Annotated in this window: 22 protein-coding genes and 1 pseudogene; 15 read left to right on the forward strand and 8 right to left on the reverse strand. The window is 67.3% G+C overall.

The genetic code is table 11. From position 1 onward, the window contains the following. Positions 1-19: 19 nt before the first annotated feature. The 5 genes from EAO80_RS08115 to EAO80_RS08130 all read left to right on the forward strand — a co-directional run bounded on the left by EAO80_RS08115 (position 20) and on the right by EAO80_RS08130 (position 3844). A complete protein-coding gene (locus tag EAO80_RS08115; protein ID WP_122089425.1) occupies positions 20-814 on the forward strand; it encodes a 2-amino-3,7-dideoxy-D-threo-hept-6-ulosonate synthase in 795 nt (264 codons plus the stop codon). Between the two features lie 50 nt (positions 815-864). After that, positions 865-1374 carry a molybdopterin-dependent oxidoreductase gene (locus EAO80_RS20285; RefSeq protein WP_245998529.1) on the forward strand — a complete coding sequence of 170 codons (510 nt, stop codon included), beginning with the start codon at positions 865-867 and terminating at the stop codon, positions 1372-1374. Beyond that, positions 1317-1766 carry an Ig-like domain-containing protein gene (locus EAO80_RS20290; protein WP_245998530.1) on the forward strand — a complete coding sequence of 150 codons (450 nt, stop codon included), beginning with the start codon at positions 1317-1319 and terminating at the stop codon, positions 1764-1766. Before EAO80_RS20285 ends, EAO80_RS20290 begins: the two co-directional genes overlap by 58 nt. A gap of 51 nt (positions 1767-1817) precedes the next feature. Continuing rightward, positions 1818-2606 carry an SDR family NAD(P)-dependent oxidoreductase gene (locus EAO80_RS08125; RefSeq protein ID WP_122089426.1) on the forward strand — a complete coding sequence of 263 codons (789 nt, stop codon included), beginning with the start codon at positions 1818-1820 and terminating at the stop codon, positions 2604-2606. 62 nt (positions 2607-2668) lie between these two features. Next, the gene (locus tag EAO80_RS08130) at positions 2669-3844 is read left to right on the forward strand and encodes a 3-dehydroquinate synthase II (RefSeq protein ID WP_122089427.1); all 1176 of its coding nucleotides are present in this window, start codon (positions 2669-2671) and stop codon (positions 3842-3844) included. Here EAO80_RS08130 and EAO80_RS08135 read toward each other — a convergent pair. From EAO80_RS08135 to EAO80_RS19620, 3 genes are all read right to left on the reverse strand, one after another. Then, on the reverse strand, positions 3831-4253 hold the full coding sequence (locus EAO80_RS08135) for a zinc ribbon domain-containing protein (protein ID WP_122089428.1): 423 nt from the start codon (positions 4251-4253) through the stop codon (positions 3831-3833). The two genes, EAO80_RS08130 and EAO80_RS08135, sit on opposite strands and share 14 nt — an antisense overlap. Before the next feature lie 66 nt (positions 4254-4319). Continuing rightward, positions 4320-4463 carry a hypothetical protein gene (locus EAO80_RS19615; protein WP_162993923.1) on the reverse strand — a complete coding sequence of 48 codons (144 nt, stop codon included), beginning with the start codon at positions 4461-4463 and terminating at the stop codon, positions 4320-4322. Positions 4464-4519: 56 nt separating this feature from the next. Continuing rightward, the gene (locus EAO80_RS19620) at positions 4520-4660 is read right to left on the reverse strand and encodes a hypothetical protein (protein ID WP_162993924.1); all 141 of its coding nucleotides are present in this window, start codon (positions 4658-4660) and stop codon (positions 4520-4522) included. 88 nt (positions 4661-4748) lie between these two features. On the opposite strand from EAO80_RS19620, the gene EAO80_RS08140 reads away from it, so the two are divergent. Both EAO80_RS08140 and thiD read left to right on the forward strand, forming a co-directional pair. Beyond that, entirely contained in the window at positions 4749-5771 is a 1023-nt protein-coding gene (locus tag EAO80_RS08140) for an AIR synthase family protein (RefSeq protein WP_122089429.1), read from the forward strand. Further along, positions 5768-7138, forward strand: coding sequence for a bifunctional hydroxymethylpyrimidine kinase/phosphomethylpyrimidine kinase (gene thiD, locus EAO80_RS08145; protein WP_122089430.1), 1371 nt, complete (start codon positions 5768-5770; stop codon positions 7136-7138). The genes EAO80_RS08140 and thiD overlap by 4 nt, the downstream gene beginning before the upstream one ends. Here thiD and EAO80_RS08150 read toward each other — a convergent pair. Beyond that, complete coding sequence (locus tag EAO80_RS08150) at positions 7135-7833, reverse strand: 5-formyltetrahydrofolate cyclo-ligase (protein WP_122089431.1); 699 nt, start codon at positions 7831-7833, stop codon at positions 7135-7137. The two genes, thiD and EAO80_RS08150, sit on opposite strands and share 4 nt — an antisense overlap. Positions 7834-7913: 80 nt before the next feature. On the opposite strand from EAO80_RS08150, the gene EAO80_RS08155 reads away from it, so the two are divergent. From EAO80_RS08155 to mutL, 3 genes are read left to right on the forward strand one after another with little or no spacing between them, the layout of a single operon-like run. After that, the gene (locus EAO80_RS08155) at positions 7914-8129 is read left to right on the forward strand and encodes a PF20097 family protein (protein WP_122089432.1); all 216 of its coding nucleotides are present in this window, start codon (positions 7914-7916) and stop codon (positions 8127-8129) included. A 40-nt stretch (positions 8130-8169) separates the two neighbouring features. After that, a complete protein-coding gene (gene mutS / locus EAO80_RS08160; protein ID WP_122089442.1) occupies positions 8170-10836 on the forward strand; it encodes a DNA mismatch repair protein MutS in 2667 nt (888 codons plus the stop codon). Beyond that, positions 10833-12779 carry a DNA mismatch repair endonuclease MutL gene (gene mutL, locus EAO80_RS08165; RefSeq protein ID WP_122089433.1) on the forward strand — a complete coding sequence of 649 codons (1947 nt, stop codon included), beginning with the start codon at positions 10833-10835 and terminating at the stop codon, positions 12777-12779. Before mutS ends, mutL begins: the two co-directional genes overlap by 4 nt. On the opposite strand, the gene EAO80_RS08170 is transcribed toward mutL, so the two are convergent. Continuing rightward, the gene (locus EAO80_RS08170; protein ID WP_122089434.1) at positions 12780-13046 is read right to left on the reverse strand and encodes a hypothetical protein; all 267 of its coding nucleotides are present in this window, start codon (positions 13044-13046) and stop codon (positions 12780-12782) included. A gap of 134 nt (positions 13047-13180) precedes the next feature. On the opposite strand from EAO80_RS08170, the gene kdgK1 reads away from it, so the two are divergent. Both kdgK1 and EAO80_RS08180 read left to right on the forward strand, forming a co-directional pair. Then, positions 13181-14134 (forward strand): bifunctional 2-dehydro-3-deoxygluconokinase/2-dehydro-3-deoxygalactonokinase, encoded by a 954-nt coding sequence (gene kdgK1 / locus EAO80_RS08175; protein WP_122089435.1) that lies wholly within the window; start codon positions 13181-13183, stop codon positions 14132-14134. A gap of 53 nt (positions 14135-14187) precedes the next feature. Next, complete coding sequence (locus EAO80_RS08180) at positions 14188-15588, forward strand: dihydrolipoyl dehydrogenase family protein (protein WP_122089436.1); 1401 nt, start codon at positions 14188-14190, stop codon at positions 15586-15588. Between the two features lie 179 nt (positions 15589-15767). On the opposite strand, the gene EAO80_RS08185 is transcribed toward EAO80_RS08180, so the two are convergent. After that, entirely contained in the window at positions 15768-16388 is a 621-nt protein-coding gene (locus tag EAO80_RS08185) for a ferredoxin--NADP reductase (protein WP_122089437.1), read from the reverse strand. Between the two features lie 110 nt (positions 16389-16498). Here EAO80_RS08185 and EAO80_RS08190 point away from each other — a divergent pair, with 110 nt between their 5' ends. The 3 genes from EAO80_RS08190 to mce all read left to right on the forward strand — a co-directional run bounded on the left by EAO80_RS08190 (position 16499) and on the right by mce (position 19640). Beyond that, positions 16499-18247 (forward strand): 2-oxoacid:acceptor oxidoreductase subunit alpha, encoded by a 1749-nt coding sequence (locus tag EAO80_RS08190; protein WP_122089438.1) that lies wholly within the window; start codon positions 16499-16501, stop codon positions 18245-18247. Further along, complete coding sequence (locus EAO80_RS08195; RefSeq protein ID WP_122089439.1) at positions 18244-19107, forward strand: 2-oxoacid:ferredoxin oxidoreductase subunit beta; 864 nt, start codon at positions 18244-18246, stop codon at positions 19105-19107. Before EAO80_RS08190 ends, EAO80_RS08195 begins: the two co-directional genes overlap by 4 nt. Before the next feature lie 149 nt (positions 19108-19256). Then, positions 19257-19640 carry a methylmalonyl-CoA epimerase gene (gene mce / locus EAO80_RS08200; protein WP_122089440.1) on the forward strand — a complete coding sequence of 128 codons (384 nt, stop codon included), beginning with the start codon at positions 19257-19259 and terminating at the stop codon, positions 19638-19640. Here mce and EAO80_RS08205 read toward each other — a convergent pair whose 3' ends face one another. Together EAO80_RS08205 and EAO80_RS08210 are read right to left on the reverse strand one after the other, a co-directional pair. Beyond that, entirely contained in the window at positions 19641-20198 is a 558-nt protein-coding gene (locus EAO80_RS08205; protein WP_122089441.1) for a sugar O-acetyltransferase, read from the reverse strand. A gap of 280 nt (positions 20199-20478) precedes the next feature. Then, positions 20479-20743: pseudogene (locus EAO80_RS08210) on the reverse strand (elongation factor EF-2); the annotation flags it as partial.

Consider the following 20743-nt stretch of genomic DNA (forward strand, 5'->3'; position numbering starts at 1 on the left):
TGCCGGAGTGTCTCATACTATGACCGCAGGCTTCGACGCGCGACTCGACAGGATCAGTACCGGCGAAAAGTACCTCATCGTCCCGATGGACCACGGGATCACGATGGGCGCGGTGAAGGGACTAAAGGACATCGAGGGGACGATCGACGCGGTGACCCGGGGCGGCGCGGACTGCGTGCTCACGCAAAAGGGGATCGCCTCGCGAGTCCATCCGAACACCAACGGCGCGGGCTACGTCGTCCACGTCAACGGCTCGACCACCATCGGCCCCGACGAGAACGACAAACGCGTGACCTGCACGATCGAGGAGGCGATCCGCGCGGGCGCGGACGCCGTCTCCTTCCACATCAACGTCGGCTCGGACTACGAGCCCGAGCAGATCGAGGGGCTCGCCGAACTGAGCGGGAAAGCGGAACGCTTCGGCATCCCCGTGCTGGCGATGGCCTACGCGCGCGGGCCCGGAATCGACAGCGCCGACCCCGAGGCGCTGGGCCACGCGGTGCGCCTCGCGGAGGAACTCGGCGCCGACGTCGTCAAGACGGGCTACTCGGGCGACGCCGAGAGCTTCCAGCACGTCATCGAGTCGACGCGCCTGCCCGTCGTGATCGCGGGCGGGGCGCGAGGCACCGACGAGGACACCCTCGAGAAGGTCCGCGGGGCGGTCGACGCCGGCGGCGCGGGCATCTCGATGGGCCGGTCGATCTTCCAGCACGACGACCCCGAGGCGATCACGCGGGCGGTCTCGACGATCATCCACGAGGGCGCAAGCGTCGACGAGGCCATCGAGGAAGCAGGACTCGTGATCGAAGCCTGAAGACGGCTGCAGGCACAACGACTAACGACGGCGACGGCAAAGCGCCGCCCATGCCACGCGAGCTCCGTCCCGGCGACGAGCCGGCACTTGACGAGGAGTTCCCGAACCTCACGGTGCTTTCGCGATCACCCGAGAACGCCGAGGTCGCCACCCGATCGGATCTCGACGGGCTGTTGACGCCAGCGGGGACACACTACATCCGGAACCACTACCCGACGCCCGAAACCGACGCCGAGGGATGGACGGTATCACTGACGGGGCTGGTCGAGGGAAGCGGGGAGACCGGGGCGGACGCCGACGGCCCCGCCGTCGGGATCGAGGAACTGCGCGAGGACTACCCCACCGAGTCGGTCGTTCACACGATGGAGTGTTCGGGCAACGGCCGCACGTTCTTCGAACCCGATGCGGAGGGCCACAGCAGTTGGAGTACCGTCTGCGGTTCGACGACGGGACGGATCCCGAGGAACTGGACTGCGTGGAGACCACGGATACATACGAGCAGATGGCGGCCGACGAGCCGCGCCACGCCTACTTCTTCGACCAACTCCCCAAATCGTTGATCACGGCCCCCGCCGACGGTGCGACCCTGTCGGCGGACGAGGCCGTCGAGATAGAGGGGCTCGCGTGGGCGGGCGAGAACCCCGTCGAGAGCGTCGAACTCTCGACGGATGGCGGCGGGACGTGGGTCGACGCCGACCTCGGGGAGCAAGCGCTCGGGCGCTACGCATGGCGGCGCTTCCGGGCCGAGTGGAACCCTGAGGCGGGCAAGCACCGACTGCTCGCGCGGGCGACCGACACGACGGGACGAATCCAGCCGACGCGGGTCGCCGAACCCGATCCCGAACAGACGGAAATCGAGGACGATAGCTACCCGTGGAACACGCAGGGCTACGGTAACAACGCCCACCGGCCGCTGGGAGTCTCGATACACGTCGGACTCGACGACGCGTAGTCGCCGACCGCAGGCACAACTCGTTTGGCCGACGAGCGAGGTCCCCCTAGTATGGGACAGGTACACTACGACTTCGCGGACGAGACGGCGATCGTGACAGGCGGTTCCTCGGGCATCGGCCGGGCGATCGCGCTGGCGTTCGGCGACGCGGAGGCGACCGTGATCGTCGCCGATAAACAGGAAGAACCGAAGGACCCCGACAGCGACGTTCCGACCCACGAGGTCATCGCGGAGTCGGGGGGTAACGCCGAGTTCGTCGAGACGGACGTCGCAGACCCCGAGCAGGTCCGCTCAGTGGTCGAGGCCGCCCGCGACTACGGGGGAGTCGACGTCATGGTCAACAACGCGGGCGTGTTCATCGGCGGTTCGTTCACCGAGTACGACAGCGAGGACCTCGATACGGGCTACGAGGTCAACATTCGAGGAATGTTCGTCGGCACCCAGGCCGCCGCGAACGACATGCTCGACCGAGAGGCCGAGGGGGCGATCGTTAATACCGCCTCGATCAGCTCGAACCTCGCCCAGCACGGCCAAGTGGCGTATGACACCACAAAAGGTGCGTTGCGGATGTTGACGCGGGGAGCGGCCCTCGAACTCGCTTCGGAGGGGATCAGAGTGAACGCCACCGCACCGGGTCAGATCGCCACGGAGTTCACCGAGAACGGTACCGAGCGCACCCAGGAGCGTGCCGGCGACGGGGAGTTCCTCAAACCGATCCCGATGGGGCGGGCGGGCTTTCCTGAGGACGTGGCCGACGCCACCCTCTATCTCGCGAGCGACGCTGCCGGCTACACCACCGGCGAACTGCTCCCCGTCGACGGCGGCTGGCAGATCGCCTGAAGCGGGGCGCGCGGCGGGCCCGAATGGTTGGTTTCAAGCCCGCCCCGTGCGAGCGACGAGACATGACGCGATCCGTGTGGCTGAAAGCCGACGACGCGGTCGGCGACTGGGAGACGCGCAAACGACGAATCACCGCCGGGCTGGAGGCCGGCGTCGACTGGGTCCTCGTCGACGAGGACGACGTCGAGCGCGTGCGCGAACTGGGCAGCGTGAACGTCGCGGCCTTCCGTTCGGGTGGCGACGTCCACGTCATGGACGCCGAGGAGTCCGAGACCGAGCCCGACCCGGACGCCGTCGTGGTCGGCAAGAAAGGCGAGGGCGACGGCACCGTCGACCTCCCCGAGGACTTCTCGGGGTCGGCGGACCTCTCGGCGCTGCGGCGCGAAGCGGAGCTCGCGACGGGGGCCTATATCAGGATCTTCGACGAGTACTACGAGTCCTTCGCCGAGCAGGCGGCCGAGGAGGCCGACTACACGGTCGTCGTCGGCGAGGACTGGACGATCATCCCGCTGGAGAACCTGATCGCCCGGATCGGCGAAGAGACCGAACTGATCGCCGGCGTCCAGAGCGCCGAGGAGGCCCGCACCGCCTTCGAGACCTTGGAACTGGGTGCGGACGCCGTGTTACTCGATTCGGACGATCCCGATACGATCCGCGAGACGGTCGCCGTACGCGACAGCGCCGAGCGCGAACACCTCGATCTGGACTGGGCGACGGTCACCGAGATCGCCCAAACGGGCAGTGCCGACCGGGTCTGTGTCGATACGGGCAGCCTGATGGACCACGACGAGGGGATGCTCGTCGGATCGATGAGTCGAGGACTGTTCTTCGTCCACGCCGAGACCGCCGAGTCGCCGTACGTCGCCTCGCGGCCCTTCCGGGTCAACGCCGGGGCGGTCCACGCCTACGTTCGCACGCCGGACGGCGGCACGAAGTACCTCTCGGAGCTCGAAAGCGGCGACGAGGTCCAGATCGTCGACGCGAACGGGGAGACCCGCGAGGCGATCGTCGGCCGCGTGAAGATCGAGAGCCGGCCGATGTTCCGCGTCGAGGCCGAAACCGAGAACGGGGATCGGGTCGCGACGTTGCTCCAGAACGCAGAAACCATCAAGGTCCGGACCCGCGAGGGGCGAAAAGCCGTGACCGACCTCGAGGAGGGCGACGAGGTGTTGCTCTACTACGAGGCGGTTGCGCGCCACTTCGGCGAGGCCGTCGAGGAGCGCATCATCGAGAAGTGAGGTCGGGTCCTTCGGGTTCGGCCTCGGGGTCGAGCGGTTCGGTACACCAGTGACAGAAGTCGAGTTCGAGGTCGTCGACCTCGCGTCCGCAGTGCGGGCAGCGGTGGCCCTCGACGCGCTGGCGCTCCTGACTCGCCTGCCAGTAGGCGTCGGCGGCGCTGAACCCGATCACGACGAAGAGCGCTAGCTGTGCCTCGAACGGAAGGTCCGCGGAAAGCGCGAGGGCGTCGCCGAACGAGTTGACCCCGTCGACGAGCCCCTCCGGAACGAACAGGACGAACGAGAGGACGACCATCCAGAACCACAACAGGGCACGGAACCAGGCCCGGAGGTAGACGTGGCCGAGGCCGGGAACGGCGATCGCTAGAAAGGCCGCGAACCACGGTCGCTTGTGCGACTCCCCGCTCATTGCCGGGAAGTCTAGTCCACTGCTACTTATAGTATCGGAAGCGAACCCCGATTCCTCGAAGCCGCCTCAGAGGCCGAGCAGCCGCAGGACGACCCCGAGACCGACGACCAGCAACCCGAGGCCGAGCCCGATTCCGGGGATGGGGATCGGCAGCAGGCCGATACCGAGGACGATACCCAGCAGTATCACGATCGTCGAGATCTTGATCACACGTATCGTGGTCGGGGAACGCCCAAAGGGCTTGACCCGGCATCTGAACTGACCGATCAGTGGCCGGTCTTCCAAGCGGCGAGCCCGGCAAGGGTCACGAGGATCCCGTAGAGCAGTCCGGTGCCCGGCAGCGGGACGGCGCCGAACAACAGGCCGAGCACGCCGACCGGGAGAAGTACCGTCGAAACGTTGGTCATATCGGTACCAATCGGCCGGAGGAGAAAGCCTTTGGGCCGGCAGTGGCTCGATCACCACCGCTAAGTACCACAGCGTCATTGCTCACCCATGAGCGATCTGGGCAAGATCGACCGCGAGTTCTTCGACGAGCAGATCTACCCGCACCTCGGTGCCGACCGGGAGGACGTCCGGCTCGGGCCACAGCACGGCGTCGATTTCGGGGTAATCGACGTGGGCGATCGGGTCGTCGCGCTCGCGACCGACCCCGTCTTCGTCATGCCCTCGTTGGGCTTCGACCGGGCGGCGTGGTTCGCCTTCCACATCCTGATGAGCGACGTCGCGGTCTCCGGGCTCCGCCCGACGCACCTCTCGATCGACCTCAACCTGCCCGCCGAGATCACCGACGAGCAGTTCGCGACGGTCTGGAAGACGATGCACGCCGAGGCCGAGGACCTTGGCGTCTCGGTCGTGACCGGCCACACCGGGCGATACGCGGGCTGTAACTACCCGATGGTCGGCGGCGGCACCGCACTCGCCGTCGGCGATCCCGCGGATCTGGTGCGCCCGGACGGCGCGCGGGCGGGCGACGAGGTGATCGTCACGAAGGGACCGGCGATCGAGGCGACGGGGCTGCTCGCGATCCAGTTCGAGGACCTCCTCGATCTCGATGGGGAAGCGATGGAGGCCGCAAAGGAGCGTTTTTACGACATGAGCCCCGTGCGTGACGCGTTGGTCGCGGCCGCGGCCGGACCGGTCACGGCGATGCACGACGCCACCGAGGGCGGGATGTATGGAGGGCTCCACGAGATTGCACGGGCCGGCGGCGTGCGGATCGACGTCGAGCGCGACGCGGTACCGGTCCTGGGCGGGGTCGAGGAGACTTGCGGGGCCTTCGAGATCGACCCGTGGATCTCGATCAGCGAGGGGACCCTGCTGGTGACCGTCGAGAGCGGCGGGGCCACGGACGTGCTCTCGGCGCTCGAATCGGAAGACATCCCGGCGGCGCGCGTCGGCGAGGCGAGCGCGGGCACGGGCGTCTACTTCGACGGCGAACCCGTAGAGCGCCCCGAGCGCGATCCCTTTTGGGCGGCCTTCGAAGAGGGAATGGCCGAGTTGGAGGGCGAAGAATGACCCGCAGACCGGCCCCGCACACCCCGCCGGTGGCACTGACGATCGCGGGCAGCGATTCGGGCGGCGGCGCGGGGATCCAGGCCGACGTCAAGACGATGGAATCGCATGGAGTGTTCGCGACGAGCGCGATCACCGCGGTCACCGCCCAAAACACCCGCGGGGTCGAGCGCTCGCACGTTCTCCCCACCGCGGAGATCGACGCCCAGATCGAGGCCGTGACGGACGACTTCGAGGTGGGCGCGATCAAGACCGGCATGCTCGCGACGAGCGGGATCGTCGAGCTAGTGGTCGAAACGCTCGCCGACTACGACGGACCGGCGGTGATCGACCCGGTGATGGTCGCAACCAGCGGGGATCGACTGCTCGAACCCGAGGCCGAGGCGGCCTACGAGGCACTGATCGCCGAGGCCACCGTGGTGACACCGAACGCCGACGAGGCCGCCGTCCTGACCGGGATCGATCCCGAGGACGCCGACGACGCCCGCGAGGTCGGCGAGGCGCTCGTCGAAACGGGTGCGGAGGCGGCGCTCGTCAAGGGCGGACACCTGCCGACCGAGGACGTACAGGACGTGCTCGTGACGGACGAGGGAAGCGAGGTCTTCGAGCACGCGCGGGTCGACACCGAGGCGACCCACGGCTCGGGCTGTACCCTCGGGTCGGCGATCGCCGCCCGCCTCGCACGCGGCGAGGACCTCGACCGAGCGGTCCCGGGCGCGCTCGACTTCATGGAGCGCGCCGTCAGGTACTCGCTCGACGTGGGAGAGGGTCCGGGGGCGGTCCACCACCTCGCCAGCCTCCGAGACCGCGCCGAGCGCGAGCCGACGGCCGAGAGAGTGCAAGGAATCGTCGAGCGGTTCGTCGCGGAGGACCTTCGAGAACTCGTCCCCGAGGTGGGGATGAACGTCGTCGGGGCGACACCCTACGCCGAATCAGTGGGCGAGACCGCCGCCGTCGAGGGACGGATCACGAGAACGATGTCGGGCATCGCGCCCAATCGGGGGGTTCGCTTCGGGGCGTCGAGTCACGTCGCGCGCTTCCTGCTGTCGGCCCGCGAGTTCGCGCCCGACCTCCGATTCGCGGTGAACTGCCGGTTCGACGACGACGTCGAGGCGGCGCTCGACGCCCTCGACGCCCCGATCGCCGAGTTCGACCGGGGCGAGGAGCCCGAGAACGTGAAAGCGGCGGAGGGTAGTACGATGGGGTGGGGCGCTCGCCAGGCGTTCGACGTCGAGGAGACGCCCGCGGCCGTGATCGACCGCGGAGAGGTCGGCAAGGAGGCGATCGTCAAGTTGGTCGCGCCCGACCCTGAGACAGTGATCGAACGGACGCTGGCGGTCCGGGACGCGCTCGACGGGGCGCCGGACTAGCGAACGCGATCGAGCACCGGGATCTCCGCGATTCGCTCCGCGGGGAGCAGCGACCAGTCGATCCCCGACGGTTTCTCCCCGCCCTCGGTCCGAATCACGCGTTCGGGGGTACATACGAGATCCATCGGCACGTCGTGGGCGGCGGGGGCGGGAGCGTCGTCGACCACCTGCGTCTCGTGGACGGTCGTCGCCGTCGGGGTGTCGTCGTCGACGAGGTCGAGTTCACGGAGGACCGCGAATTCGAGGTCCGAGTAGCCCTCGCCCTTGCCGACCCGCGCGCCGGTTTCGGTCATCGCCACGCTGCCCGACACCACGAGGTCGATCGCGGGCATCCCGTCGGGACCTCTCGGAACGCCGTGTTTCGCTACCCCTGAAACGGTCGTCGCTTCGTCGATATCGCTCACCTCGGCAGGATCGAGTTCGAGGAACGGTTTCTCGCTTTTCAGCCGCGGCTGGGCCATGTAGAGGGTCTTGCCCTCACGGAGCGCTCGCCGGCGTACGGGAAGTTGCGGGGCGTCGGGGTTGGCCTTGACCGTCTCCACCTCGTCCCACTCGGGTGTTTCGACCAGTCGTTCGGCCGCCTCGTCGGCCCCCGCGAAGTTGGGGATCCGGCCGTGGGGCGGGAACGGGAACCGGGCGATCCCCTCCGATTCGAGCGCGTCCCATATCCGCTCGCGTAGCGCCTGTTTGTCCATGTGTGAGCTACGGGGAGACGGGAGGAAAGCCCCGACGGTTCGGCCACAACGGGTTTGGAGATCGCTGCTCGAACCCCACCATGGACGAGAGACGCTGTCCCGACTGTGGGGTGACGATGGACACCGGAACGCTGATCGGTTCGGCCGACCGCGAGGCGGTGAAGCTCCGCACCGACGAGTCTGCCGGCGGCGTGCTCGGGAAGCTCGGAATGAAGGAAACGCTGCCGGTCACGGCGTGGGCCTGTCCGGAGTGCGGGCTGGTTCGGCTCTACGCCGACGACTCCGCGTCGGCGTGAACCCGACACGGTTTTGGCGATCACGGGCGACCGTTACGTCATGACAGAGGGCGGAATCGTCGGGGAGTTCCTCGGGTTGAAGGAGGGGACCGACGCCGATCTGTTGACGATGCAGTGTGGGGATTTTTATGAGTTCTTCGCCGACGACGCCGAGTTAGTGGCGGAGGAACTCGACCTGCGAGTCTCGGAGAAGTCCTCCCACGGCTCGTCGTACCCGATGGCGGGCGTGCCCCTCTCGGAGCTCACGCCGTATCTCAAGGCGCTGGTCGAGCGGGGCTACCGGGTCGCGGTCGCAGAACAGTACGACACCGACGACGGGGGCCACGCCCGCGAGATCGTCCGGGTGGCGACGCCGGGTACGCTCATCGAGACGAGCGACGAGGACGCTCGATACCTCGCGGGGATCGTCCGCGTCGCCGATGACTGCTACGGACTCGCGTTCGCGGAGGTGACGACCGGACGATTCCTCGTCACTCGGGTCGAGGGCGAGGACGCCGCGGCGCGTGCGATCACCGAATGCTACCGCTACGACCCCGTCGAGATCCTGCCAGGACCAGATCTTAGAGAGGACGAGGACTTTCTCAACTCGCTTTCTCAACGGACCGACGCCGAGGTGACCCGCCACGAGGAGAACGCCTTTGCGCCCGGCGCGGCGACCCACACTACCAGGGAGCAGTTCGGCCGCGAGACGCTGGCGAGCCTGGATCTGGAGCCCGAGGGCCCGGAGGTCCGCGCGGCGGGCGCGGTGCTCTCGTACGTCGCGGAGACGGGATTGGGAGTGCTTCCCTCGATGACGCGGCTGCAGCCCTACGGCGCCGACGACTTCGCCTCGTGTGACGTCACGACCCAGCGCAACCTCGAGATCACTGAAACGATGACCGGCGCGGGCCGGTCACTGTTCGAGACGGTCGACCACACCGTCACGAGCGCGGGCGGGCGGCTGCTGAAGGAGTGGCTCGGGCGCCCCCGGCGGTCGCTCCGCGAGCTCCATCGCCGCCAGGAGTCCGTGGCGGCGCTCGCAGAGCGCGCGCTGGCCCGCGAGGACCTCCGGGAGCTGCTCGGGGAGGCCTCCGACCTCGAACGGCTCGCGGGCCGGGCGACCCACGGCAGCGCCGACGCACACGCCCTGCTGCGGGCGCGCGACACCCTCGCCCTCCTGCCCGCCCTCGCCGACCTGATAGCGGACGACGACCGGCTCGCGGACTCACCGGTATCGAAGGTCGTCGAGCGACCGGACCGCGAGGCCGCGGCGGAGCTCCGCGAAGCGCTCAGTGAGGCGTTGGCCGAAGAGCCGCCGAAAACACTCAAAGAGGGCGGGCTGATCGACCGGGGCTACGACGCCGATCTCGACGAGCTGGTCGGGCGCCACGAGGCGGCACTGGAGTGGATCGACACCCTCGGCGAGCGGGAGAAGGAGGCTCATGGAATCACTCACCTGCAGGTCGACCGCAACAAAACCGATGGATATTACATCCAGGTCGGCAAGAGCGAGGCCGAGACGGTTCCCGAGAGCTACCGGCAGGTGAAGACGCTGAAGAACTCGGTGCGCTTCACCACCGACGCCCTCGAGGAGCGCGAGCGCGAGGTGCTTCGACTCGAAGAACAGCGCGGTGAACTCGAGTACGAGCTGTTCTGCGAGCTGCGCGAACGGGTCGCCGAGCGGGCGGATCTGCTGCAGGACGTCGGACGGACGATCGCGGAGCTCGACACTCTGGCGAGCCTCGCGACCCACGCCGTCGAGAACCGTTGGGTCCGCCCCGAGCTGGAGGACTCTCGGGCGCTCGACATCGAGGCGGGCCGGCACCCGGTCGTCGAGCGGACGACGGAGTTCGTCCCGAACGACCTTTCCCTAACTGATGACCGCGAGTTCCTGATCGTCACCGGCCCGAACATGTCCGGCAAATCCACGTACATGCGCCAGGTCGCGCTGATCGTCCTGCTGGCGCAGGTGGGGAGTTTCGTGCCCGCCGAGTACGCGAGAATCGGCCTCGTCGACGGGATCTACACCCGCGTGGGTGCGCTCGACGAGCTCGCACAGGGCCGCTCGACGTTCATGGTCGAGATGCAGGAACTCTCGAACATCCTCCATTCGGCCACGGAGGACTCGCTGGTGATCCTCGACGAGGTCGGCCGCGGAACGGCGACCTACGACGGGATCAGCATCGCGTGGGCGACCACCGAGTACCTGCACAACGAGACCCGCGCGAAGACGCTGTTTGCGACCCACTATCACGAGCTGACGGCGCTCGCCGACCACCTCCCGCGCGTCGAGAACGTCCACGTCGCGGTGGATGACGAAGGTGACGACGTCACCTTCCTGCGGACGATCCGCGAGGGGCCGACGGACCGCTCCTACGGGGTCCACGTCGCGGGGCTTGCGGGCGTTCCGGGCCCCGTCGTCTCGCGGTCGGACGAGGTGCTCGAACGACTGCGCGCGGAGAAGGCGATCGAGGCGAAAGGCGGGGGTAGCGAGTCGAGTGGGGGATCCGGAACCCAGCAGGTGGTCTTCGACGTGGGCTCGGGACAGTTCGCAACGGCCTCGACCGACGGCGGGGACAGCGGGAACAGCGGGGATGACGCCGACGAGCCGCTCGATCCCGAAGCCGAGGCGGTCCTCGCGGAGCTCTCGGGGACGGAGCTCGCGAACGTCTCGCCCGTCGAGTTGATCGGGAAGGTCCAGGAGTGGCAATCGAGGGTTCGCGAATGAGTCGCGACGAACACGAGATCCGCGCGCTCGACGCCGCGACGGTGGACAAGATCGCCGCCGGCGAGGTGGTCGAACGGCCCGCATCGGTCGTGAAGGAGCTCGTCGAGAACGGTCTCGACGCCGATGCAAGCGAAATCACCGTCGAGGTCGATGCGGGCGGAATCGACCGGATCCGGGTCGCCGACGACGGGGTCGGAATGAGCGAATCGAGCGCGAAGAAGGCGGTCCAACAGCACACCACGAGCAAGCTCCGGGATATTTCGGACTTGGAGCGAGGTGTCTCGACGCTCGGCTTCCGGGGCGAGGCGCTCTATACCATCGGCGCGGTGTCGCGACTCACCGTCACGACGAAACCCCGCGGCGGGGAGACGGGGACGAAACTCACACTGGCGGGTGGCGAGGTCGAGGGCTGCGAGCCGGCGGGCTGTCCCGAAGGGACCGCCGTCGAAGTAACGGATCTGTTCTACAACACGCCCGCTCGGAAGAAATACCTCAAACGCGAGGCGACGGAGTTCGACCACGTCAACACCGTCGTCACGCGCTATGCGCTCGCCAATCCGGCGGTCAGGTTCGTGCTCGAACACGACGGTCGGGAGGTCTTCGCGACGACCGGTCAGGGCGACCTCCAGTCGACAGTACTCTCGATCTACGGCCGGGAAGTCGCCCGCGCGATGGTTCCGATTGGGGAGCTCGCGTCGGGGCCCTTAGAGGGGCTTTCGGGCTACGTCAGCGACCCCGAAACCACGCGCTCGAACTCGGCGTACATCTCGACGTACGTCAACGGGCGGTACGTCCGTGCGAAAACGGTTCGGTCGGCCGTCATCGATGCCTACGGCACGCAGTTGGCCCCCGACAGGTATCCGTTCGCCGTTCTCGATCTCGACGTCCCACCCGAAACGGTCGACGTGAACGTCCACCCCCGGAAGATGGAGGTCCGCTTCGGCGAGGAAGACGCCATTCGCGAGCAGATCGAGGAGACCGTAGAGAACACCCTGCTCGAACACGGGCTGATCCGGGCGTCGGCCCCGCGCGGGCGGTCGACCCCCGAGGAGACGGCGATCGCGCCGGAGTCCGGGGAGAACGACGCGGCGGGTGGCTCGTCGTCCCCGTCGGGGGCGTCCGGGACCGGGTCGGACACCGGCGGCTCGGCGGAACGATCTCCGTCGCGAACTCACGGGGTCGGCGACGCCACCGGGACATCGGGCACCGGTGGCGAAACGAGCGCGGAGGGAGGCGTTACGGGTGGGCGAGAGACGAGGGGCGACGAGTCGGGCGAACGCCGGTTTCGTGCCCCGGCGACCCAGACGACGGTCGGCGAGCCACGCTCGCCGGACTACGAGCGACTGCCCGACCTGCGGGTGCTCGGCCAGCTACAGGGAACGTACGTCGTCTGTGCGGCCGACGACGGACTCCTCCTCGTCGACCAGCACGCCGCCGACGAACGGGTCCACTACGAACGCCTCCGGGAGGAACTGGGCGGCGAGACGACGACCCAGGCGCTCGCCACGCCGGTCGAACTCGAACTGACGGCCCGCGAGGCCGAGCTGTTCACCGCCTACGAGGACGCGCTCGCGCATCTCGGGTTCGCCGCGAGCCTCGACGGGCGGACGGCGCGGGTCACGACCGTCCCGACCGCCTTCGACGCGACGCTGTCGCCCGAACTCCTGCGGGATGCCCTCGACGAATGCGTCTCGGGTGACCCCAGCGATACGGTCGATTCGACCGTCGACGACCTGCTGGGCGACCTCGCGTGCTACCCTGCCGTGACGGGCAATACCTCGCTGACGGAGGGGTCTGTCGTCGAGCTACTGGCGGCGCTCGACGCCTGTGAGAACCCGTATGCCTGCCCGCACGGGCGACCGACGGTGATCCGAATCGACGGTGAGGAGCTCTCCGATCGGTTCGAGCGCGACTATCCGGGCCACGCGGGACGCCGGGACTGATTACGAGGCCGTCTCTCGGCCGGGCGCGTCGCCGACGCGGTCGGGTCGGCGCTGGAGGCGTTCGAACAGGCGGTACTCCCGATACGTCTGCAAGCCCAGTACGGGGACGGCCCCGCCGAACAACGCCAGCGCGACGGGCAGGTCGAGCAGTGCCGCCCCGGCAGTTCCGAGGACGCTCCCCACACAGAGGCCTGCCCCGGCGTAGAGCCGCCGGCGGGTCCGCTCGATCGCCCCCCGTTCGTGGTCAGCGCCATCGGTCGGGAACATGGGTGGCGATACGCGCGCGACCGTTAAGATACCCCGCCAAGCGCACTGAAAGTGAAACAGCCAGAGGGGAACGGGGTCACCCTACGAGAGCGCGAAGGGGGTTGATTTTTGACGCCGCGCGAGAACTGCGGGGTATGACCGACCTCGTGACCTTCGGCGAGACCATGATCCGGCTCTCGCCGCCGGACGACGAACGTCTCGAAACCACGACCGAACTGGAGGTCCGCGCCGCCGGCGCCGAGAGCAACGTCGCGGTCGCGGCCGCGCGGCTGGGTACCGAAGCCGTCTGGACCTCGAAACTGCCCGACTCGCCGCTGGGGCGGCGGGTGACGAGCGAACTCGAGAGCTACGGACTCGAAACCGACCCCGTCCTGAGCGACGAGGGGCGCCAGGGCACCTACTACATCGAGTTCGCCGGCGAGCCGCGGGGAACCGACGTGATCTACGACCGGGCGGACGCAGCGGTGACGACCGCCCGCGCCGAGGAGCTCCCGATCGAGCGCATCAGGGAAAGCGAATGGTTCTACACCAGCGGAATCACGCCCGCGCTCTCGGATACCCTCGAAGAAACGACCGAGGAGCTGCTGCGGGCAGCACGGGAGGCGAGGACGAAGACGGCCTTCGACCTGAACTACCGGAGCAAGCTCTGGTCGCCCGCGGCGGCCCGCGAGACCCTCACCGGGCTCTTCGAACACGTCGACGTGCTCGTGACGGCGGTGCGCGACGCGAGGAACGTCCTCGACGCGACGGGCGACCGCGAGGCGATCGCCCGCGAGCTCGCCGACGAATGGGGCTTCGAGACGGTCGTACTCACGCTCGGGGCCGAGGGCGCACTCGCCGTCCACGACGGAGACCTCACTCGCCAGTCGGCGTTCGAAACCGAGACCCTCGATCCCATCGGGACCGGCGACGCCTTCGTCGGGGCCTTCCTCGCGAAACGGATCGGAGGCGGCGATATCGGTGGGGCGCTCGAATACGGCGCGGCGACGGCGGCGCTCAAGCGAACGATCCCCGGCGACATCGCCGTCGTCACCTCCGTGGAGGTCGAAAGCGTGATCGACACGGCCGAAAGCGGGATCTCGCGGTAGGTCACCGACCCCGACCGGGCAACGGCTAAACGGCCGCGGGCCGAAGGAGGGATATGACCCACGTCGCGATCGTCGGGGCCTACGGCAGCGCGGGCGTCGCGGTTGCCGAGTCGCTGGCCGACGCCGACGAGGACGTCGAACTGACGCTGATCGACGACGGCGAACCGGGCGGCGGACTGTGTATTCTCAGAGGCTGTATGCCCTCGAAGGCGGTGCTCTCGGCGGGCGCTCACAAGTTCCAAGCCCGCCACGACGACCGGCTGTCGGGCGTCCCCGAGGTCGATCTCGCGCGCGTCGTCGAGACGAAAGACGAGCAGGTGCTCGGCTTCGCGGAACACCGCCGAGCGGCGGTCCACGACCTCGCAGAGCGCGAAAGCGTCGAGTTCATCCATGAGACTGCCCGCTTTACCGGCCCGCACACACTGGCGGTGGACGACCGGGAGATCGAGGCCGATTACGTCGTGATCGCGACGGGTTCGACGCTGAACGTGCCGGACCTACCCGGAATGGACGAGGTCGATCCCATGGGCAGTGCCGAGGTGCTCGATACGACGGAGTTCCCCGATTCGGGGATCGTGATGGGCTTTGGCTACATCGGGCTCGAACTCGTGCCCTACCTCGCCGAGGCCGCCGGAATGGAATTAACAGTGATCGAGCATGACGACCGCCCGGTCGACGAGGCCCCGCCCGAGTACGGCGATACGATCCTCGATCTCTACCGCGAGGCCTTCGAGATCGAGGTCCTGACGAACGCACGCGAGCGCTCGGTCGAGGCGACCGCCGAGGGCGGCGTGCGCATGGAACTCGACTGTGAGGGGAAGACGGAGACGATCGAGGCCGACCAGCTCTTCACGTTCACCGGCAGGAAACCGAACCTGGATGGCGTCGGAATCGAGCACACCGACCTCTCGCCCGAGGAGGGCTGGGTCGAGGACACGATGCAGGCCCGCGACGACCCTCATACGTTCGTCGTCGGGGACGTCAACGGCCACGAGCCGATCCTTCACGTCGCCAAAGAGCAGGGGTTTCGGGCCGCCGAGAACGTCCTCGCACACGCGGAGGGCCGCGAACTCGAACCCTACGAGAACGTCCACCACCACGTGATATTCAGCGGGTTGGGCGTCTACCCGTTCGCTCGACTGGGCCACACTGCAGACAGCGCCCGGGAGGCGGGCTACGACCCGATCGAGGTGAGCCGGCAGGCGAGCGACGACGGCGTGTTCACAGTGAAAAACGTCCCCGAGGGGCTCGCGACGCTCGTGGTCGCACGGGACGGCACCGTGCTGGGCTATCAGGGGCTGCACCACCACGCCGACTCGATGGCCAAGACGATGCAGGTCGTCGTCGAACTCGGGCTCGACGTCCGGGAGCTACCTGATAGAGCGTATCACCCGACGCTTCCCGAGATCCTCGACGGGCTGTTCCGCGAGGCGAGCGCCCGACTGGACGGGTAGTCGCGGTTCATGGTAGTGGTGCGGCGGCCGGCGCGAGCGCGGGCGGCACCCCGCCGTCCGCGCGAGCGGGACGGGGAAGGGCTGGTATCGCTAAGAGCAGCCGTCCAATCGGACGGCTGCGATGCGAATTTAGCGGACTACAAGGACGAGCGGCTGCTGCCAAGCAGCTGCGAGGGCTTTCAGCCGAAGTTCTCGACCTTCGCCTCCTCGGGATCGCCCCCCGCCGCTTCCAGTGCGTCGAGCGCCTCGGTGACGAACTCCTGAAAGCCGTAGACGAACACCTGCTGGCCCTCGTAGTAGCTCGCGACGTGATCCGCGAGTTCGTCTGTGACGACGACGGTCGCGCCCGCCTCCTGCAGGTCGGCCAGCCGGTCCTCGTGGACGGGCTCGTCGTCGCAGTAGACGATCGTGACGCCGTTATCGTCGGCGATCGCGCGCTCGCCGATCCCGACTGCGGGACCGACGCCCGGCCCGCCCGCCAGTATCAGCGAGTCGTCCTCGTCCTCGTAGTAGGCGCTCCCATACGGACCCTCGACGGTGACTGTCTCGCCTTCCGCGCTCTCGATCCACGGTCCGAGCTCGCCCTCGGGGTCGATCCCGATGGTGGTCTCGATGGTGTCGCCGACGTCGGGCGACGAGAGGGTGTAGAAGCGCGAGACGTGCTCGCCCTCGACTTCGGTCGAGAGCTTGACGAACTGGCCGGGTCGGGCGTCGAACCCGTCGGGCGTTTCGAGGGCGACCGCGACGGTGTCGGCCCCGACGTCCCGGACGGCGGTGATGGTGGTTTCGGTCGGCTCCATACAAACGGGTACTCGCGGACGAGAAAAAGGGCTTGCTCTCGCGGCCGGATTTCCCCCTACTGGGCGTTTCAGAAGGCTTTTTGTCCGGGGACGGGCTACTCCTAACCCACATGCCTGAGGACTTAAACTGGGCCGTCGGCGGGGAAGCCGGCGACGGGATCGATTCGACGGGGAAGATCTTCGCCCAGGCTCTCTCACGGGCTGGACGACACGTCTTCACCTCCAAGGACTTCGCCTCGCGGATCCGCGGGGGCTACACCGCCTACAAGATTCGAACCTCCGTCGACGAGTTAAACAGCGTCGTCGACAGGCTCGACATCCTCGTCGCGCTGACCCAACGCACCATCGACGAGAACCTCGACGAACTCCACGAGGACAGCGTCGTCATCTACGACGGCGAGCGCTCGTGGGACGCCGAGGTGCCCGACGAGCAGATTCCCCTCGACGTCCCCCTCAAATCGCTCGCGGAGGACGCCGGCGGCGCGATCATGCAAAACGTCGTCGCGCTCGGTGCGGCCTGCGAGGTCGCGGGGTTCCCGATCGAGCACCTCGACAGCGCCCTCGAGAAGCGATTCGGCGAGAAGGGCCAGAAGCTCGTCGACAACAACCAAGAGGCCGCCCGCAAGGGTCGTGACTACGTTCAGGAGAACTACGACCACGACTTCGGCTACAGCCTCGAGACCACCGACAACGACTACGTCCTGCTCAACGGCGACGAGGCGATCGGCATGGGCGCGCTCGTCGGCGGCTGTCGCTTCTATGCGGGCTATCCCATCACGCCCGCGACGAACGTGATGGAGTATCTCACGGGACGGATCGACGAGTACGGCGGTACCGTCGTCCAAGCCGAAGACGAGCTCTCGGCGATCAACATGGCGCTCGGCGCCGCGCGCTCCGGCGCTCGGGCGATGACCGCGACCTCCGGGCCGGGGATCGACCTGATGACCGAGACGTTCGGGCTGATCGCGACCACCGAGACCCCGCTCGTGATCGCCGACGTGATGCGCTCGGGCCCCTCGACGGGGATGCCGACAAAACAGGAACAGGGCGACCTCAACATGACGCTCTACGGCGGTCACGGCGAGATCCCACGGTTCGTCCTCGCCCCGACCACCATCGCCGAGTGTTTCCACAAGACCATCGAGGCGTTCAACCTCGCCGAGAAGTACCAGACGCCGGTCTACGTCGTCTCGGACCTCGCGATGGCCGTCACCGAACAGACGTTCTCGCCGGAGGAGTTCGACATGGACGAAGTCGAGATCGACCGCGGGAAGGTCGTCGACGAGGACAACATCGACCAGTATCTCGACGAACAGGACCGGTTCCAGCCCCACTACGACGCCGGCGACGGGATCAGCCCCCGAGCGTTCCCCGGCACCGTCGAGGGCGCACACATGACGACCGGCCTCGAACACGACGAACTGGGCCGGCGGACCGAGGACACCGACGAGCGCGTTCGGCAGGTCGACAAACGGAACCGGAAGGTCGAGACCGCCCAGAACGAGGAGGACTGGTCTCCCCGCGAGTTCGGAAACGAGGACGCCGAGAACCTCGTGTTGACCTGGGGTTCGAACGAGGGCGCGATCCGAGAGGCGATGCAGAAGCTCGATATCGACGTGCGTTTCATCTCGGTGCCGTACATGTTCCCGCGGCCGGACCTGACGGAGGCCGTCGAGAGCGCCGAGACAACCGTCGTCGTCGAGTGTAACGCGACGGGGCAGTTCGCCGACGTCGTCGAACGCGACACCCTTACACGGGTCGAGCGCATCAACAAATACAACGGCATCCGGTTCAACGCGGACGAGCTCGTCGATCGGATCACGGAGACGTTCGCCGCCGAATCGGAGGCGAAAGTATGAGCTCTCAGGCACACTTCACCGACTTCAAGTCGGACAAGCAACCCACGTGGTGTCCCGGCTGCGGCGACTTCGGGACGATGAACGGCATGATGAAGGCGCTCGCGAACACCGGCAATAGCCCGGACGACACCTTCATCTGTGCCGGTATCGGCTGCTCGGGCAAGATCGGGACGTACATGCACTCGTATGCGCTCCACGGCGTCCACGGGCGCGCGTTACCGGTCGGCACGGGCGTGAAGCTCGCGAACCCCGACCTGGAAGTGATGGTCGCCGGCGGCGACGGCGACGGCTACTCGATCGGCGCGGGCCACTTCATCCACGCGGTGCGCCGGAACGTCGACATGACCTACGTCGTCATGGACAACCGCATCTACGGGCTGACGAAGGGACAGTTCTCGCCGACCAGTCGGGAGGACTTCGAGACCTCGACCTCGCCCGAGGGGACCAAGCAGTCGCCGGTTCACCCGCTGGCGCTCGCGATGGCCGCGGGCGGCAGCTTCATCGCCCAGTCCTTCTCCTCGGACGCCCAGCGCCACACCGAGATCATCGAGCAGGCCATCGAGCACGACGGCTTCTCGCTGGTCAACACCTACAGCCCCTGCGTGACGTTCAACGACGTCGACACCTACGACTTCTTCCGCGACTCGCTGGTCGACCTCGACGAGGAGGATCACGACCCCACCGACTACGATCAGGCCCGACAGAGAATCATGGACTTCGATAACATCTATCAGGGCGTGCTCTACCAGGACGACGACAGCGTCGGCTACGAGAAGCGCCTCGGTATCGAGGGGCCGATGAACGAGATTCCCGACGGTGCCCCGGAGGACGCGATGGACCTCGTTCGCGAGTTCTACTGAAGTCGGGTTTTCGTTTTTCGGAAAGCCAGTATCACCAGTCTTGGCCATCGTTTCCGCATACGTTCGGAGCTCTCGGAACCGATAAGACAAGAGTACAGGGACGAACCGCCGAGGGAGCGAACTATACCGACCGGCACGCTACGGGCAGTGTGCGCTTCGATCACGCCGGCATCGCGACCGACGACGCAGAAGGACTGACCGAACTGTTCGAGACCGTGTTCGACGCCCTACCGGTCCACCGGGAGACGTTCGACGGCATGGACGTCAGGTTTCTCGATCTCGGGAACGGCTACTTCGAACTGCTCGAACCCCGCGAGGGAGGGGCGATCGGACGCTATCTCGAACGTAACGGGCCCGGAATCCACCACCTCGCGCTCGGTACCGAGGACATCGAGGGAGCACTCGAAACAGCCCGTGAGGAGGGTATCGAACCCATAGACGAGGAGCCCCGTCAGGGGGCGTGGGGACACGACGTCGCCTTCCTCCACCCGAAATCGACGGGCGGAATCCTGATCGAGTTCGTCGAACACTGATCAGTCGAGTTCCCTGAGAACCCGCGCCGGGTTTCCGCCGACGACCACGCCTGCGGGAACGTCCTCGGTGACGACCGCGCCCGAGGCGATCACCGCACCCTCTCCGACGGTGACGCCCGGATTGAGTACCGCCCGCCCGCCGATCCAGACGTCGTCGCCGACAGTGACCGGCTCGCCGGATTCGATGCCCGCCGCACGTCCCTCGGCGGCGAGCGGATGGGTCGCGGTGTAGACGTGGATCCCCGGCCCGAGCAGGCAGTTGTCGCCGAACTCGACCCGGCAGACGTCCAGAATCACGCAGTCGAAGTTCGCGTAGAAGTCCTCGCCCACGGAGATGTTCGAGCCGTAATCGCAGTGAACGGGCGGTTCGACGGTGGCGTCACCTTCGACGGAGTCGAACAGCTCTTCCAAAATTCGCTCGCGCCGGTCGGGTTCGTCCGCCGCAGTGTGGTTGTACTCGCGGGTGAGTTCGCGGGCGCGCTGGCGCTCGACGACGAGCTGTGGGTCGCTCGCGTCGTAGAGTTCCCCACACAGCATCTTCTCACGCTCGCTTGGCATAGCTGGTATCGAGCGTTCGCCGGGATACGGGTTGCTGTTCCATGACGGACCGTCGTCATACGGCCGCAGAAACGGGGCTACACCCCGCGAAGGCGGCTTTTTGGAGGAAGTTTTTGCTTCGAGTGGTGTGGTCCGAGAGACGCTTTGCGTCTCTCGTCATTGCCGCACTACGTCCGGCAGGCAGCCAGAGAGTTCCGATTTCTGGCCACATCACGAAAGAGCGCTTCGCGCTCTTTCGAACGACGCGAAGCGCGCACCCGAGAAGTGAAAAGGTCCGTGTCTAGAAGTAATCGATCGATTCGGGCAGTTCGAGCTTCATGCCCTTTCGCTCGCGGATCTCCATGATCGTCTCGCGCTGGAGGCTGTCGGACATCACGCGGAAACCGGCGTTCTCGGTGTTCCACGAGGCACGCCCCTCGGTCGCGCTACGGATGTCCGAGGAGAAGCCGATCATCTCGTCGACGGGGGCGATCCCCTCGATGACCATCAGGTCACCCTCCTGGTACATGTCGTCGACGCGGCCGCGGCGACCCTGGATCTCGCCG

Origin of the sequence: Halalkalicoccus subterraneus (genome assembly GCF_003697815.1) — an archaeon.
In the GTDB taxonomy this organism is placed as follows: Archaea; Halobacteriota; Halobacteria; order Halobacteriales; family Halalkalicoccaceae; genus Halalkalicoccus; species Halalkalicoccus subterraneus.